Origin of the sequence: Agrobacterium cavarae (assembly GCF_004310285.1) — a bacterium.
GTDB classification, from domain to species: domain Bacteria; phylum Pseudomonadota; class Alphaproteobacteria; order Rhizobiales; family Rhizobiaceae; genus Agrobacterium; species Agrobacterium cavarae.
In genome coordinates this window covers 184,595-201,195 of record NZ_SISF01000028.1, presented here as the reverse complement: position 1 = coordinate 201,195, position 16,601 = coordinate 184,595, and the positions used below count along the sequence as shown (strand labels likewise).

Genomic DNA, 16,601 nt, shown 5'->3' with positions numbered 1-16,601 from the left:
ATCGGACCATGGCCTCACAGCGCACGGATGATTTTGCGCAATTCCTCGGAACGGGTGCCCAACATCAACACGTTCTTCAAGGCTTCTTTCGGGTCCTGTGTCTGGAACAGCAGGCCGCCGCGATGAATGGACGTGTCAATCGCCACGGACTTGCCGCCACTTTGCGGCTGCATCGCGACGGCGAAATACATCCGCGACCGGGTCTGGTCGATCTTTTCGAAGAAATGCTTGTCGCCGCACAGTTCCGCGAAGAAATTGGCGAGGTAAAAAGACCACAGAACCGGTCTGCTTTTGTCGAAACGGGTGGTGGAGGCCGTCACATGGCAGTAGCCGAGATGGGGAGTGCTCTCGATCAGCTTGTGAGAGACCATATTGGGGAAACGGATGCTGGGGTGGAAGCCGTTCAGTCGTGAATGCGTCTTGGAGCCGGCATCCTGCAAACGGCGCGCGGTGATCTCCGCGACCTGTTCGTGGCTAAGATATCGCTTGCCGCCTTGTGGCAACGTCTCTTCAAAGCGACCGATGCGCCCGGTGCGCAAAAAATCGGAATGCGCGGTTTTCGACCTTGTCGGGGGGGCGACCTTGCCGGACTTTGTGTCTACGTAGCGGATACGAGTTTCCTTCTCCACAGCCATATCCTCTTTGAAAGATATACGCTTTTTAGCCGACTAGAGTTAATATCGCGTTTCCGGTCTGTCGGTGGCGTGTATTGCAGCGCGCTGGAAGCCGAAGTCTTATTGCGACGACCAATCGTTTGAATTACCCTCTAAGCCACTGTTTTAAATTCGAAAAAAATAAAGCAGTACTTTTGCGGACGATGTCGCAATTTGTCGCCAATGCGGGACAGAATGTCGCGCAATGTGGTGCTGGAAAAAGGCGTCAATGATTAGATCAAATCACACCATGCGGCCGGGATTGTTGGGCGGCTGCAGTATTACTCGAGGACATGGCCATGGAACTGCGTGAAACCGTATTGCGCCAATTGAAGAATCGCCGCGAAGGCTTCAGCCTTGAGCAGCCATTTTATACCGACCAGGATTACTTCCAGCTCGACATGGAAACCATCTGGTATCGCGATTGGCTGTTCGTGGGTCACGACTGTGAAGTGCCGAAGTCCGGCATGTATTTTACCGTTCAGGTCGGCAATTATGCTGTCGTGATGGTTCGCGGCAAGGATGGTACGATCCGCGCATTCCACAATTCCTGCCGCCACCGCGGTTCGCGCGTCTGCACCAGCCAGAAAGGCCAGTCCGCCCGCCTCGTCTGTCCTTACCACCAGTGGACCTACGATCTGGATGGCAAGCTCCTTTTTGCTCGCCACATGGGCGAAGACTTCAACAAGGAAAACTTCGGACTGAAGCCGGTCGCCTGCGAAACGGTTGCTGGTTATGTCTTCATCTGCCTTGCAGAGCAGCCCATGGATTTCGCGCCGGTTCGTGCGGAAGTCGAAGCCTATATGAAGCCGCACCGGGCTTGGGAAGCCAAGGTGGCGCATGAAAGCACCATCATCGAAAAGGGCAACTGGAAGCTCGTCTGGGAAAACAACCGCGAATGCTACCACTGCGCGGCCAACCACCCCGAGCTTTGCCGCACCTATCCGGAAAACCCGAGCGTCACCGGCACCGATGGCGGCGCAAGCGACCCCGAAATCGGCGGCCACTGGGCGCGCTGCGAAGCGGCAGGTCTGCCAAGCCGTTTCAAGATAGACCCCAAGGGTCAGTTCCGCGTGGCACGCATGCCGCTGATCGGTGAAGCGGAAAGCTACACCATGTCCGGCAAGCCTGCGGTTCGTCGCCCGCTGTCTGACGATGTGACCATCAGTCATATCGGCGCGCTGCTGCTCTTCCATTACCCGACGACCTGGAACCACTTCCTCGGCGACCACATGATTTCCTTCCGCGTGCTGCCGCTCGGTCCGCAGGAAACCATGGTCACAACCAAGTGGCTCGTTCACAAGGATGCCGTGGAAGGCGTGGACTACAATCTCGAAGACCTGACGCATGTCTGGAACGAGACCAACGATCAGGATCGCCAGATCGTCGAGGAAAACGCCTTCGGCATTCGCTCGCCCGCCTATGAGCCAGGTCCTTACTCCATGGAGGACGAAGGTGGGGTCATGCAGTTCGTCAACTGGTATGCAGACTTCATGATCGACCGGCTGTCCGGCGACAAGAAGAAGCTTTCCGCAGTGGCTTGATGCAGATGACCATGGCCGTGACCTATAAGCATATCGATGAGATGAAGCCCTGGAGCGACAAGCTTCACATGCTGGAATGCATTTCGGTAACCCCCGAAACACCGGATGTGATGACGTTCCTGTTCCGCTCCACTGACACCAACTGGTTTCGCTATATTCCGGGCCAGTTCGTGACGCTGGAACTGCCAGTCGGGCCGGAGCCGCTGTTTCGGACCTACACGCTGTCTTCCACGCCGTCTCGTCCCTATGCGGTCGCGGTCACGGTCAAGGCACAGAAGAACTCGATCGGCACTCGCTGGATGTTCGACAACCTCAAGCCGGGGATGAAGATCCGCGCGCTTGGTCCCCTGGGTGACTTTTCCTATGTGAAGCATCCGGGCGACAAGTATCTGTTCATCTCTGCAGGCTCTGGCGTCACACCGATGATGTCGATGGTGCGCGACATGTGCGATCGCGCGCCGCACAGCGATATCTCATTTATCAACTGCTCGCGCACACCCGCCGATATCGTGTTCCGCCATGAACTCGAATATCTCGCACGCTACATGCCGAACCTGTCTCTGGGTTTCATCGTGGAGTCCTGCGGTCGTACCGATCTATGGTCGGGCCTGAAAGGCTTCGTCGACAAGGCCAAAATTGCGCTTTTGTCGCACGACTTCATGGATCGCACGGTGTTCTGCTGTGGCCCTGAGCCGTTCATGGCGGCGGTCAGTTCCATGCTCGAAGCCTCCGGTTTTGACATGACGCGCTATCACCAGGAAAGCTTCGCGCCGGCCGCGCCGCCAGTGGCTGTCGGTGAAACGGCGATCGAGGCGGATGGCGAGGCGTTGACCACGGTTGGCTTCACGCTGTCCGGCAAGGATGTGCCATGCCAGCCGGGACAGACCGTTCTGATGACTGCCAGAGCGGCAGGCGTTCGTATCGGTGCGGCCTGTGAATCCGGCATTTGCGGCACCTGCCGCGTGCTGAAACTGTCCGGCGAGGTCGAGATGAACCATAATGGCGGTATTCTCGATGAAGATATTGCGGAGGGCTATATTCTGGCCTGCTGCTCCAGGCCGCTGACCGACGTCAAGGTGGAGGCGTAGAGCCTCCTCCTTCTACCTTTTCGTTCCTGCAGTCGGCATTCATTGCCGTGATTCATGGAACGAGTTTGTAGTTTTCCCGTTTCTAAAATGTCTGAGGCTGTGTCACTGCGGGCCGTTTCCGCATTTCTGCCGAAAGATATAAAAACAGCACAACATCAATGTGCAGAGAAACGGAGGAAATTCATGCTGAATTTGCGGAAGACGAGCCTCGCGACCGCTCTAGTCATGGTCCTGACGAGCTTTACGCCATCGCAGGCCTTTCAAGTTCCCACACCCGTTCCGGCACCCGTTGCCGCTCAGAATCAGGTCGTAGACATCCAGTATCGCGACTGGCGCGACCGTCGTGAATGGCGTCAGCGTCACGGTCGTGACTGGCGCAACCATCGCGAATACCGCCGCCAGGGCTTCTACAACGGCCACCGCGGCTATCGCGACCGTCGTCCGGGCTACCGTTATCACAATGGCTACTGGTTCCCGCTTGCAGCCTTCGCGGCTGGCGCGATTATCGGTGGTGCCACTAATCAGGCCCGTCCGTCCTACGGTAGCAACCACCAGCAGTGGTGCGCCAACCGCTGGCGGTCCTATCGTGCCTACGACAACAGCTATCAGCCAAATAACGGCCCGCGCAGGCAGTGCGTGTCGCCCTATAGCTAAGATGCATGATTTAGGAAGGCCCGGCTTAGTCGGGCCTTCCGTCGCTTGGGGCAGCAACGCGTTCAAGTATCTGTGATCGTTTCGTTAATGCTGCATTCAGGCTGAATTTCTTAACTTGAATATAAGGCGAGTCCACGCCGTTAAAGACTGGATAAACAGGAGAATAATCGTCGTAGTTCACCCCGTCCGTTTGTGTATCCGGATGTGAATGGAGAAGGTAAGATGAAGACTTACATGAAAGCTGCTTTGGCCGCTGGCCTCTCTGCTATTGTTGCTGTTGGATCTATTGTTCCAGCTCAGGCTATGCCCATCGTGCCTGCTGCGCCGGTTGCACCACAGGCGGACAACAATGTCGTCAACGTTCAGTATTGGCGCGACCGCGGCTATTATCGCGACTACGGCCCGGGCTACTATCGTGGCCATCGCGGCTACCGCGATTACCGTCCTGGCTATCGTCGCCACAACGGCTACTGGTTCCCGCTTGCGGCCTTCGCCACCGGCGCCATCATCGGCGGTGCGCTGTCTCAGCCGCGTGAGGTCTACCGCCCCGTTCCCGAGTATCGTCCGCGCCCGGTCTATCGTGAATATCGTCCAGTTGTTCGCGGTGGCATGAGTCAGGCGCATGTGAACTGGTGCTATGGCCGCTATCGCTCTTATGATGCGTATAGCAACACGTTCCAGCCCTATCATGGCCCACGTCAGACCTGCTACTCGCCGTACCGCTGATTGAACGAAAATATATAATTTATGAGGGCCGTCCCGCACTTGCTGGGCGGCCCTTTACACGTGCGAAGAGACACAAGGCGCCCACGCCGAAAGCGCATCGTGATTTTCTCGGATTTGCTCCCTGCGCTTCGGCTCTTTGTTCTATCGCGCGTCGTCATCGCAAAACCCCTGCACAGTTTTGCTTGAGCCCTGCTTTAGATGATGCCGACCCGTCGCAGCAGGAACCAGGCAAGAAGACTGGAGGCGACGATAAAACCCGCTGCATAGAGCGTTCCGTTTCCGCCATCGATGAAGGGGAGGGCGCTGGTGTTCATGCCGAAAAAGCCTGTGACGAGCGTTGGCGGCAACAGAAACGCCGTCATGATCGACAGGATGTAGAGATGCCGGTTCGTCTCCGACGAAAGCTTGGAGTCGATTTCTTCATGCAGCAGACGGGCCCGCTCCTGAAGCGCATAAACATCGTAGTCGACGGACTCCAGTCGGCTCGTCAGCCGCCCGGCAATCTCCTCGAAGCCAGCCGGCATTTCATCCTCATCCGCGGCTGAAGCGCGCCGCATCAATGTCAGCACGGTTCGAAGATGACGATGCAGCCGCACGACGGTGCGACGGACGGGTGCCAGCCTTCTCCGCTCGTCGCGCGGGGCAGCGGCGTAGACGTAATCCTCGATGGCGTTGAGTTCTTCCGTCGTCTCCATCACCAGGTTGATAAGACTGCGCTGAAACTCCGCCACCAGTCCCTCGAAGATGTGCGACGGCGTGCTGAAGCGCTTCGGGTTCTTGTCGATGGCAGCCCGCAGCCGATCCACCGACCGTAGCGGCTGAAGCCGTGTGGTGATGACGAAGCGATCCGTCAGGGCAAAATGCAGCCAGCCAAGGTCGCGGGTTTCCTGATCGAACTCGCGCTGAAAATCCACCAGCGTACCGTAAAGCGCGCCTTCATCGACGGTGATGGAGGGGTGCGTCTCATGTGTCGTCAGGATCGCGCGAATATTCTCGTCGAAACCGGGAATAGAGTCCAAGAACGCAACGACCCGCGTGTCCGCCAGGTTGAGATGCAGCCAGAAGAAGCCTTCGCTGCTTTCCATGTCGCTCCACTGGGCGGTTGGTGCGAGGCGTGTACAGAGCTGGCTCCCTGGCTCGAAGCGATAGGCCCAGACGAGGCCGGGAATGGCTGGGTACTGTATATCCATGTCGCGTTCCTGAAAGGCGGGCCTGTCTACGCCAGAGGCCATGCTGCTCGAAGGGTTGGACATGCAGACCAGAGTTTTATGACAGTTTCATAACAAGGGTGATCTTGCCGACCGATAGGCCTGAAAATCGCAATCGATTCTTCGACCTACGGCATGGCTCAAGTACAAGTGTGCAGCGGTTTTGCGATACCGACCTGCGATGACGAGGACCTGAAGTATATGAGCGAATCTGAAAGATCGCGACACGCGTTAGGCGTCAGTCGAAGAGATGGAACGTCCTTCGCACGTCCGAAACGAGACGCCGCTCCAGGGAAATTTCAAATTGACGTTTACGTAAAAATCAATTAGCCCGTAGGACATTGCATTGTAGGCAGACGCTTCGGGAGGAGGCAGGATGTATACCGCGCCGGTAGACGATATCGCTTTTACGTTGAAACACGTTGCAGGGCTGGGTGATGCTCTTCAGAGCGGTGCGCTCGGTGATCTCGATGAAGATCTCGTTGATGCCATTCTCCATGAGGCAGGACGTTTCGCCACTGAAGAGGTTGCCCCTCTTGCCGAAATCGGCGACCGCCAGGGCTCGCGCATGGTGGACGGTGAGGTTCGCACACCCGATGGATGGGCCGGTCTCTATCATCGCTGGGCCGAAGGCGGCTGGAACGGCCTGACGGCGCCAGAGGAATTTGGCGGGCAAGGTCTGCCGCATATGCTGAACGTTGCGGCGCTCGAAATGTGGAACTCCGGCTCCATGGCGTTTGCGCTCTGCCCGACGCTGACGATGGGTGCGATCGAAGCCATCACCGCCCATGGCAGCGACGCGCTGAAGGCCGTCTATCTCGAAAATCTCGTCAGCGGCAAATGGACAGGTACCATGAACCTGACGGAGCCGCAGGCAGGCTCCGATCTCGCCGCACTCAAGACCAGGGCCGAACGGGCCCATGACGGCACCTACCGCATTTTCGGCCAGAAAATCTACATCACCTGGGGTGAACACGACGCCGCCGAAAACATCATCCACCTTGTGTTGGCCCGTCTGCCCGATGCACCGGCTGGGACACGAGGCATTTCGCTCTTCCTCGTGCCAAAGTTCATGCCTGACGCTGCCGGAAATCCGGGTGAGCGCAACGATTTGTTCTGCCATGCGCTGGAGCACAAGCTTGGCATTCACGGTTCGCCAACCTGCACGATGATCTTCGGGGATGGCCGCTACGGTCAGGAGAAAGGCGCGATCGGCTGGCTCGTCGGCGAAGAGAACAAGGGTCTCGCCTGTATGTTCACCATGATGAACAATGCCCGCCTGGCCGTCGGTATGCAGGGCGTGGCGATTTGCGAAGCCGCAACCCAGAAGGCGATCCAATACGCCAAAGAGCGGACGCAGGGTAAGGCGCCCGGAACGACGGCAACGGGCATGAGCCCGATTATCGAGCATCCGGATATTGCCAGAACGCTGCTGACCATGAAGGCACTGACGCAAGGCTCGCGCGCCATCAGCTTCGCCTGCGCCCACGCGATCGACATGAGCCATGCGGAAAGCGATGCGGGCACGCAGAAGTTCTGGCAGGAGCGTGCGGCCCTTTTGACACCGATTGCAAAGTCCTTCTCCACCGACGCCGGTGTGGACGTTGCCTCGCTCGGCATCCAGGTCCATGGCGGCATGGGCTTCATCGAGGAAACGGGCGCGGCCCGCTATCTGCGTGACGCCCGCATCGCCCCGATCTATGAGGGCACCAACGGCATTCAAGCCATCGACCTCGTCACGCGCAAGCTTCCACTCTCCGAAGGCCACCACGTTCGCGGCTTTATCGAAGAGTTGAAGGCCATTGCCGAAGACGTACGTGCATCGAACAAGCCGGAACTGGGCGAAACGGCGCGCTACCTCGACCAGAGCATCGCCGATCTCGAGGCTGCCACCGACTGGCTGCTGGACGCCCAGGCCAAGGGAGAGGCAGCCGCCGTGCTGGCAGGTGCGACACCCTACCAAAGGCTGTTCGGCCTTGCATTGACGGGCGTCTATCTGGCCAAGGGCGCGCTTGCAGCCGTTGAAGACGGGCAGGGTACCAAGCGTGCCTCGCTTTGCCGTTTCGCTGCGAAAAACCTTTTGGCAGAAACGGCTGCTTTGAAGGATCGCGTCGTCTCGGGTGCCGCAAGCCTCGAAGCTGCACGCGTCGTTCTTGGATGAAGGAAGTATCGATGTCCGAAGATCATATCCTGCTCGAGCGGCCTCAGGTCGCAGCCGGCGTACAGGTCATCCGCTTCAATCGGCCGGACAAGAAGAACGCCATCACCGATGCGATGTATCGCAGCATGATCGAGGCGTTGAAAGCCGCCGATGCGGATGAAGACATCCGCGCAATCGTCTTTCTCGGAACGCCGGGATGCTTCTCTGCCGGCAATGACATGGCTGATTTCCTTGGGTTTGCCATGTCGGGCGGCAAGGGGCGGCTGACCGCTGGAGACTTCCTGCACACGCTGGTCAGTGTGGAAAAGCCCATCGTCTCCGGCGTCGATGGCCTGGCCATCGGTATCGGCACGACGCTGAACCTGCATTGCGATCTGACCGTCGCCTCCAGCCGAAGCCTCTTCAAGACGCCCTTCGTTGATCTGGCACTTGTGCCGGAAGCCGCCTCCAGCCTTCTCGTGCCGCGCATTGCCGGCCACCAGCGGGCATTCGCGCTTCTGGCGGCAGGTGAAGGCTTCTCGGCCGAGCAGGCTATGGCGGCGGGCCTGATCTGGAAGGTCGTTCCCGAGGCGGATGTCGAGGCGGAAACCTTGAAGATCGCTGCCAACCTGGCGTCGAAGCCACCACAGGCGCTGAAGATTGCGCGTAATCTGGTGCGTGGCGATGTCGATGCGATCCGAGCCAGGATCGACGAGGAAATCGTTCACTTCGCCGCCCAGCTTCAGAGTAGTGAGGCACGCGCTGCCTTTGAAGCATTCATGCGCCGTTAAGTCTCTTGAGAAGAAGGTGTCGATCTTTACGGAACGGGAAGCGTTTCCCGTTACTCGATCGACATCTTTACTTGGGAGAAGGCCGCCATGATGCGCAAAACCGCTCTTGCAATGATTGCTATACTGTCGCTTTCCGGCGTCGCGGATGCCGGGATGCTGTCCTCGCCGATGATGTCGTCCCCAAGAGAGAGCGATGTCGTTCAGGTGCAGGATTTCAATAGCAGCTCGCCACGCAGCAATCAGAACCAGAATAACGGGTGGGATCGCCGCCAGCCGCGTTTCGTCTGCGTCATCACGCCGCCAGACAGTGCCGAGCGTTCACGCCCCTATGTCTGCCCGCTTCAGCAGGGCCGCGTCGGTGGCCGTTGCCGCTGCTCCGGCGTCGTCGGCAGCGGCAGTATCGATACGGCGTGGTAAAGCGCTTTACTTTTCCAGCGTCGCGACCGCCTCGACATGCGGCGACCAGAGGAACTGGTCGATCGGCGTCAAGCTTGTGATGCGATAGCCGCCTTCGACCAGGATGGAGAGATCGCGCGCGAAGGACAGCGGATTGCAGCTGACGGCAACGATCTTCTTGACCGTGCTGCGGGCAAGCTCCTTGCATTGCGCTTCAGCACCCGCTCTTGGCGGATCGAAGACGACGGCGTCGTAAAGCTTCAGTTCCTTGGCAATCAGGGGATGACGAAACAGGTCGCGCCGCTCGATGGTGACCGGCTTCAAGCCAGGTGTATTGCGAGCGGCAAAATCGAGCGACTTCAATGGCTTGTCTTCCGCTTCCACGCCATGCACCTTGCCGACACGCGCCAGTCTGAGCGTGAAGGTACCGGTGCCGCAGAACAGATCGGCGATACGTTTCGATTTGCCTACATGCGCCACGACGCGCTCGGCCATGGCCTCTTCCGCCACCTTCGTGGCCTGGACGAAGCTGCCGGCGGGAGGGGCGACCTTGACGCTGCCGAATTCGATCACCGGCTTTTGCGGTTCGATCAGAATTTCGCCGGAGAGCGATACGCGGGCGATGCCGCGCATGGAAAGAACCGTTTCCGTCAGTGCGCGGCGCTGTTTGTCATTGACGGACTTGATGCCGTCCACCGCAATATCGAGCCCTGAAAGCGTCTCCATCACTGTGATGCGGAAAGGCTCCGCGTTGGATGCCAGCGGCAAACCGACCGCACGGATCGCATCGAGCCTCGACACGATGGCCGGGGCAGCGATGGGACATTCCTCGATCGCAACGATATGGTGACTGTTGGCCTGGCTGAAGCCGAGGAGAAGTCCCTTTTCGGTTTTGCGCGCGGTGAAGACAACGCGACGTCGCTCACCTGGCCGGCAGATCACCAGCGGATCGACCTCCACATCCAGACCCTTTGATCGGAGGGCGGCAACGACGAGATTCCGTTTGAAGTCGTGGTAGGGCTCGTCTTGAACATGCTGCAACGAACAGCCGCCGCACGTGCCGTTCTTGCCATCCGGTCCGAAATGGCGACAGGCAGGCTCGCGCCGATCCGGCGATGCTTCCGTAATCGACATGATGGTGCCCTGGTCCTTAACCCTGGCAATCGCGACCGTTTCTCCTGGAAGCGTAAAAGGCACATAGACCGTGCCGTCGGGACAGTGCGCGATGCCATCGCCCTGCGCGCCGAGGCTCTGGATCTTGACGGTCTGCGTGCTCATGGCTTTCTGCCTCCGAGAAGGAATTCTACATTGCCATCTCCACCTGCAATAGGGGAGGGGATAAGGCCAAGGCTTTCCCAGCCCATGTCTTCGGTGAGCCAGCGCTCGAGTTCCGTGGCAACCTGCGGAGCAGTGTCTGGCTCTTTCAACAGGCCTGCCTTGCTGATCGCATCCCGACCGGCTTCGAACTGCGGCTTGACGAGAAGGACGGCGAACGCGCCGCTCGTCGCCAGATCGAGTGCCGGCGCAAGGGCAAGTTTCAATGAAATGAAGGAGACATCCGAGACGATGAAGCTGACCTCGCGGCCGTCAATATCGTCTTGCGTCAAAAACCGCGCATTCAGCCCTTCGATGCTGGTCACGCGCGGATTGTTCTCCACCCGGGGATGGATCTGCCCATGACCCACATCGATTGCGGTCACATGGTCCGCACCGCGTTCCAGCAGCACCTCCGTAAAGCCGCCGGTAGACGCGCCCACATCCAGGCACTCATGGCCTTTCGGATCCAACGTGAAGTGATCGAGCGCTGCGACGAGCTTTAGGGCGGCGCGCGAGACATAATCCTGCGCCGGATCGTCGATGGCGATAAGCGCGCTTTCGGCAAAGCAGAGGCTCGGCTTGGTGACGATCTTGCCATTCACGCTGACGGTGCCGCGCGATACGGCATCGCGCGCGCGGGAGCGACTGGCAAATAGGCCCTTGGCGACCAGAAGCTGGTCCAGGCGTTGATTTTCGGATGTTTTGGTCATGGAGAGTGTCAATGACGGCCAATCGGGCACAGTGCAAGCGGTTTGTGGCCCGCTGCTGAGGAAGACTTCGTTTACCCTACGAAATACTGCCTGGGTTTGTTTTTTTAGAACCATCGTATTTAAGTAAAAATCAACCGCTTTGCAGCAATTTGCGAAGCTGAAAATCCCGTCGCTGACATGAAGGTTAGGCCGGAAAATTTCTGGTTCGCGCTCTGATGACTGATGCGCGGTCCCGTGTCGAAAAAGAGTTGTCGATGTCTCTCAAAAATTTGCCTATCAATATCAAGCTGATCATAACCTTCGTCGCCTTGATGGGTGTGTGCCTCGTGGCCTCGGCAGTTGTCTTTTTTCAGACTCTGGACGCACAGCAGCTGTCCGAAACGCAAACCCGCACCGCGCAACTCATGCAGACGGTGGACGAAGCGAAGGCAGCCATGCTCGAGCAGGTCGTCAATCAGCGCGGCTTTCTTCTGTTCCGTAGCGACAGCACCTACACGGATGTGTTTGCCCAGCGCGACGTGATGCTCGTGAAATTGAAGGAGGCACGCGGATACGCTGCCGACCAACCCGAGATTCTGAAATCCATCGATGAGATGGAAGCGACCGCCACCGTCTTTTACAAGCAACTGGCAGAGCCGCAGATGGCTGCCCGCAAGACGACGGAAGCACCGGTTTCCGAAATCATCGAAATCGGCCGCAACCAGGCCAAGGGTCAGGTCGATGGCTTCCGCGCTGCAGCCGAAAAGATCAAGGAACAGCTCAACGCGCTGACCAAGTCGGAGATCGCGGCTCAGCAAAGCGCCCAGGCTAACCTGCAATATGCACTGCTCGGCGGTGGCGCTGGGGCGGGCCTCGTTTCAGTGCTGCTGATCTGGGCGCTATCACGCGCCATCGTCACGCCCATCGTCGGCATGACGGATGCCATGGGCCGTCTGGCAAACGGCGATAACAATGTCGATGTTCCCGCCCTGGATCGCGGTGACGAAGTCGGGAAAATGGCAAAGGCTGTTCTGGTCTTCAAGGATGCCGCTATCGAAAAGCAGCGCCTGGCGGGTGAAACAGATCGCATGCGCTCCGCGACTGAAGCCGATCGTCTGCGTAACGAGGCTGAGAAAGAGCGCGCCGAAGCGGAACAGGTTTTTGCTCGTGAAGAACTTGCCAAGGGTCTCCAGGCACTGGCCGACGGTAATCTCGACTATCGTATAGAAAAGCCATTCACACCGTTTATCGAGCCGCTTCGTTTGAACTTCAACACGTCGCTCTACAGCCTGCAGCAGACATTGCGCAAGGTCGGCGAGAATGCTGCCGCAATCCATGCCGGTGCCGCTGAAATGCTGTCTGCAGCTGACGACCTGTCGCGCCGCACCGAACAGCAGGCTGCCTCCGTTGAAGAGACCGCTGCGGCGCTGGAAGAAGTGACCACGACGGTTCGCGACAGCGCCAAGGGTGCTGAAGAGGCAGGCGCTCTCGTGCAGCGCGCCCGTGCCGGTGCCGAACAATCCGGTGCAGTCGTGCGCCGCGCCGTGGCCGCCATGCAGGAGATCGAAAAATCCTCCGGCGAAATCACCAACATCATCGGCGTCATTGATGACATCGCCTTCCAGACGAACCTGCTCGCACTGAATGCGGGTGTGGAAGCAGCGCGTGCGGGCGAGGCAGGCAAGGGCTTTGCCGTCGTCGCTCAGGAAGTGCGTGAATTGGCCCAGCGCTCCGCCAATGCAGCGAAGGAAATCAAGTCGCTGATCAGCAACTCCAGCAAGCATGTTGAAAATGGCGTGGGCCTCGTCGGCGAAACCGGCAAGGCGCTGCAGATGATCGTCGCCGAGGTGGAAGAGATCAACACCCATGTGAGCGCGATCGTCACTGCCTCGCGTGAACAGTCGACCGGCCTGCAGGAAATCAACACCGCCGTCAACACCATGGATCAGGGAACACAGCAAAACGCAGCCATGGTCGAACAGCAGACGGCTGCAAGCCACTCGCTCGCCCGCGAGGCCGAAGCGCTCACGAGCTTGATCGGCCAGTTCAATCTGGGCGCAGGTGCGGCCACACGCGTTGCGTCCTTTACATCAAGTCCGGCTCCGACTGCGCCACGCGCAGCGCCTGCGGCTGCAGCAAAGCCCGTCTATTCGACGAAGCCAAGCTTCACACCGGCCGCAGTCAAGCCAACGGCCCGCCCGGTCGCGTCGCCTGCGCGCGCACTTGGTAACACGCTTGCAAAAGCATTCGGGGCGCCAGCTGAGACACCTGTCTTGAAGGCAAGCGAACAGAACTGGGAAGAGTTTTAAGAATAGGGCCCGCCTCTTCTAAGTCATGAGTGGCGCTCTATCTACTTTGATCGATGCATCGTGCTTTTCGAAAATAGGAATCGATTTTCGGGCCGATGCTGTAAGCTGACTTGGATTTTAATGCGGGTGGTTCTTGCACCCGAAACCGGCTATCCACATCGTCTATTTAGGGGGCGGACACGGTTCCGCCCCCTCACTTGTCGCAAGGCTTGATGGTACAAGTCCGTCTAAGCCCTGCTGAAATGACCGATTAAGGTCTCAAAGAACAGTTCCCCCAAAAGCCGTCTTCCACGCTGCTCAAGACGATACTATCCGCAGTCTCTGCGGCATGTCTTTGCAAGCGTCCCATGTTTGTTTCTTTGTGACGGAGCAAGGGTGCCGCCGCCTCTTAGGCAAATAGCGTCCGAGCCTTCAGACGTCGTCTTGCACTGGACAGTGCTTGCACGTCGGAGAATTGCGCACTCGGTGGCAGCGAGTGGTCGCTGCGCGTGTCCGTACTGTCTTGCCGAGTGAAGAATATCATCGTTGTCGTGGAGCAATTGCTTTATGGAGCCGATGCGCGAACAATTACTAGACGGCGAGGTAAAAACGATACTCTCCACGACGTTCGAAATACGGGCTGTTTTATGCTTTCATGCCGAAAATGCAGAGTATCGCGATAAAGAAGGCTCCTAATTTGCGCTTTGTCACATGGTTAAACTTATAACTTGCGGCGCTGGCGGGACGTATTCATTCTCTATCTTCGAGGAAGAAGAAAAAAACGACCAGTTTCTGTCGCTATTCACTATCCCATCCATCCAAGACGTCGACGCTTCCCTGATCAAAAAACATCAGATTAAAATTACCTTTCTTTTATTGGGATGCGAATGTTACTGGATTTTTTTGCTTCTTGATGTGAAATATAGTGGGTAAAGGCTACCAATACCTTTTAGATAAATCGCATAATCTATGTTTTTAACCTGTAGTCGAGTCAAATCTTCAAAAAAAATGGTACATTATATCCTTCTAATTTCTCTCAAAAATACATGAAATTGAAGAATAAGTGTCCGCGATGGCGCGGAGCGTTAACCCGGTTTTAAAGGTTTGCCTGCTACGAAATAGCCATAGTCAGTTATTCAAGCGGCATCGTTTATTAGCGGCATTCGCAATAGCTAGCGTGGAAAATCCGAGCTTCTCCAGCTCGAATTGCATGAAGCGTTTCCTACGCAGGTTCACATGAGCCATGTTCTCAACAATTTCGCTTTATTTGCGCGTGTCGGATTCCCGTCAGTGGGGACGGTGTCGGACGGCAGATAGGCGCGACCAGTCGCCATTCGGTAAGGGACACGTTCATGACTTCCATTATCTCCTCCTTGTCTGCTACGCAGATCTCCAAGCTTTCCACATCGACGATCGCGAGCTTGACCTCGGCGGACGTGAATGCTCTCGACGCCACCAAGATCAAGGCGCTGAGCTCCGCGCAAGTTGGATCCCTTACGACTGCCAATGTCGCTCTTCTGAGCTCCGATGACGTCCGCGCCATTTCGGCGCCCGCCGTCAAGGGGCTCACGTTGAGCCAGCTGGGAGCGCTAAGCACCGCCCAAGTTACCGGCTTTAGTGCGGCACAGGTCGTCGCACTAAGCACCACCCAGATCGAAGGATTGTCGACCAGCCAGATCCAGGCGCTGAACGCCACCCAGATCGCTAGCATGAGCTCGGCTCAGGTCGCGACAATCAACAGCGCAGAGCTGGCTCTCTTCAGCACCGATGAGATCGCTGCTATCAGCACCCAGGCCATCGCAGGCCTTTCTGCCGCGGCTCTGACCAACCTGAGCAGCACAAGTGCAGCCGCACTGACCAAGGCACAGATCGCAGTCATGTCTTCGACACAGCTGAACGCTCTGTCGTCCGATGCCCTCAACACCTTCTCCAGCGATGAAGTCAAGGCTATCAGCGCCAAGGCGCTTGCAGGCATCACGGTCAGCAAGTTGACCACGGGCAACATCGCAAACCTGAGCGCGACACAGGCAGCAGCCCTGACCACGACGCAGTTTGCAGCGATGACGACCAACCAGGTCGAAGCGCTGAACTCGGCTCAGATCGCCAGCTTGAGCTCTGCCCAACTGGCAACGCTCGACAGCGCCGAACTCGCTCTCTTCTCCACCGGAGAGGTCGCGGCACTCAGCACCAAGGCACTTTCCGGTCTTTCTTCAACAGCCCTGACAAACTTGAGCAGCGCGAGCGCAGCAGCCCTGGCCAAGTTGCAGATTGCCGTCATGTCTACCTCGCAGCTGAACGCGCTGTCGTCTGATGCGCTCAACACCTTCTCCAGCGATGAAGTCAAGGCCATCAGCGCCAAGGCGATCGCCGGCCTCACCGTCAGCAAGTTGACCACCGGTAACGTTGCTAACCTGAGCAAGGACCAGGCAGCAGCCCTGACCACGACGCAGTTTGCAGCGATGACGACCAACCAGATCGACGCGCTGAACTCCACTCAGATCGCTGGCCTGAGCTCTGCCCAACTGGCAACGCTCGACAGCGCCGAACTCGCTCTCTTCTCAACGGCTGAAATCGGGTCCATCAGCACCCAGGCTATCGCAGGCCTTTCTGCAGCGGCTCTGACCAACCTGAGCAGCACAAGCGCAGCCGCACTGACCAAGGCACAGATCGCAGTCATGTCTTCGACACAGCTGAACGCTCTGTCATCCGACGCGCTCAACACCTTCTCCAGCGATGAGGTCAAGGCTATCAGCGCCAAGGCGCTTGCAGGCATCACGGTCAGCAAGTTGACCACGGGCAACATCGCAAACCTCAGCGCGACACAGGCAGCAGCCCTGACCACGACGCAGTTTGCAGCGATGACGACCAACCAGATCGATGCGCTGAACTCGGCTCAGATCGCCAGCTTGAGCTCTGCCCAACTGGCAACGCTCGACAGCGCCGAACTCGCTCTCTTCTCCACCGGAGAGGTTGCGTCGATCAACGCCAAGGCAATTTCCGGCCTTTCTGCAGCGGCTTTGACCAACTTGAGCAGCACGAACGCAGCAGCACTGAACAAGGCGCAGATTGCCGTCATGTCTACCTCGCAGCTGAACGCTCTGTCGTCC

At 58.0% G+C, this 16,601-nt stretch carries 12 protein-coding genes and 1 pseudogene; 9 read left to right on the top strand and 4 right to left on the bottom strand.

The annotated features are described in order from the left end of the window. Positions 1–14: 14 nt before the first annotated feature. Complete coding sequence (locus EYC79_RS09805) at positions 15–629, bottom strand: DUF6656 family protein (protein ID WP_130977840.1); 615 nt, start codon at positions 627–629, stop codon at positions 15–17. A 323-nt stretch (positions 630–952) separates the two neighbouring features. Between EYC79_RS09805 and EYC79_RS09800 the strand changes: the two genes are divergently transcribed. The 4 genes from EYC79_RS09800 to EYC79_RS09785 all read left to right on the top strand — a co-directional run bounded on the left by EYC79_RS09800 (position 953) and on the right by EYC79_RS09785 (position 4,665). Further along, entirely contained in the window at positions 953–2,197 is a 1,245-nt protein-coding gene (locus EYC79_RS09800; protein WP_113327639.1) for an aromatic ring-hydroxylating oxygenase subunit alpha, read from the top strand. A gap of 11 nt (positions 2,198–2,208) precedes the next feature. Then, on the top strand, positions 2,209–3,285 hold the full coding sequence (locus tag EYC79_RS09795) for an FAD-binding oxidoreductase (RefSeq protein WP_082479198.1): 1,077 nt from the start codon (positions 2,209–2,211) through the stop codon (positions 3,283–3,285). Between the two features lie 183 nt (positions 3,286–3,468). Then, positions 3,469–3,939 carry a BA14K family protein gene (locus tag EYC79_RS09790; RefSeq protein ID WP_130977839.1) on the top strand — a complete coding sequence of 157 codons (471 nt, stop codon included), beginning with the start codon at positions 3,469–3,471 and terminating at the stop codon, positions 3,937–3,939. Between the two features lie 222 nt (positions 3,940–4,161). After that, the gene (locus EYC79_RS09785) at positions 4,162–4,665 is read left to right on the top strand and encodes a BA14K family protein (protein ID WP_062599425.1); all 504 of its coding nucleotides are present in this window, start codon (positions 4,162–4,164) and stop codon (positions 4,663–4,665) included. 194 nt (positions 4,666–4,859) lie between these two features. On the opposite strand, the gene EYC79_RS09780 is transcribed toward EYC79_RS09785, so the two are convergent. Continuing rightward, positions 4,860–5,855, bottom strand: coding sequence for a transporter (locus EYC79_RS09780; protein WP_112358885.1), 996 nt, complete (start codon positions 5,853–5,855; stop codon positions 4,860–4,862). Between the two features lie 394 nt (positions 5,856–6,249). Between EYC79_RS09780 and EYC79_RS09775 the strand changes: the two genes are divergently transcribed. The 3 genes from EYC79_RS09775 (at position 6,250) to EYC79_RS09765 (ending at position 9,221) form a co-directional block, all read left to right on the top strand. Beyond that, the gene (locus EYC79_RS09775; protein WP_130977838.1) at positions 6,250–8,034 is read left to right on the top strand and encodes an acyl-CoA dehydrogenase; all 1,785 of its coding nucleotides are present in this window, start codon (positions 6,250–6,252) and stop codon (positions 8,032–8,034) included. A gap of 11 nt (positions 8,035–8,045) precedes the next feature. Further along, positions 8,046–8,804 carry a crotonase/enoyl-CoA hydratase family protein gene (locus EYC79_RS09770; protein ID WP_062599428.1) on the top strand — a complete coding sequence of 253 codons (759 nt, stop codon included), beginning with the start codon at positions 8,046–8,048 and terminating at the stop codon, positions 8,802–8,804. An 87-nt stretch (positions 8,805–8,891) separates the two neighbouring features. Next, positions 8,892–9,221: a hypothetical protein gene (locus EYC79_RS09765; protein WP_245495240.1), complete on the top strand. Its 330-nt coding sequence runs from the start codon at positions 8,892–8,894 to the stop codon at positions 9,219–9,221. A gap of 6 nt (positions 9,222–9,227) precedes the next feature. Here EYC79_RS09765 and EYC79_RS09760 read toward each other — a convergent pair whose 3' ends face one another. Together EYC79_RS09760 and EYC79_RS09755 are read right to left on the bottom strand one after the other, a co-directional pair. After that, a complete protein-coding gene (locus EYC79_RS09760) occupies positions 9,228–10,478 on the bottom strand; it encodes a class I SAM-dependent RNA methyltransferase (protein WP_130977837.1) in 1,251 nt (416 codons plus the stop codon). After that, positions 10,475–11,227: a TlyA family RNA methyltransferase gene (locus EYC79_RS09755; protein ID WP_130977836.1), complete on the bottom strand. Its 753-nt coding sequence runs from the start codon at positions 11,225–11,227 to the stop codon at positions 10,475–10,477. The genes EYC79_RS09760 and EYC79_RS09755 overlap by 4 nt, the downstream gene beginning before the upstream one ends. A gap of 254 nt (positions 11,228–11,481) precedes the next feature. On the opposite strand from EYC79_RS09755, the gene EYC79_RS09750 reads away from it, so the two are divergent. Continuing rightward, positions 11,482–13,515 (top strand): methyl-accepting chemotaxis protein, encoded by a 2,034-nt coding sequence (locus EYC79_RS09750; RefSeq protein WP_130977835.1) that lies wholly within the window; start codon positions 11,482–11,484, stop codon positions 13,513–13,515. A gap of 1,331 nt (positions 13,516–14,846) precedes the next feature. Then, positions 14,847–16,601: pseudogene (locus tag EYC79_RS09745) on the top strand (ice nucleation-like protein); the annotation flags it as partial.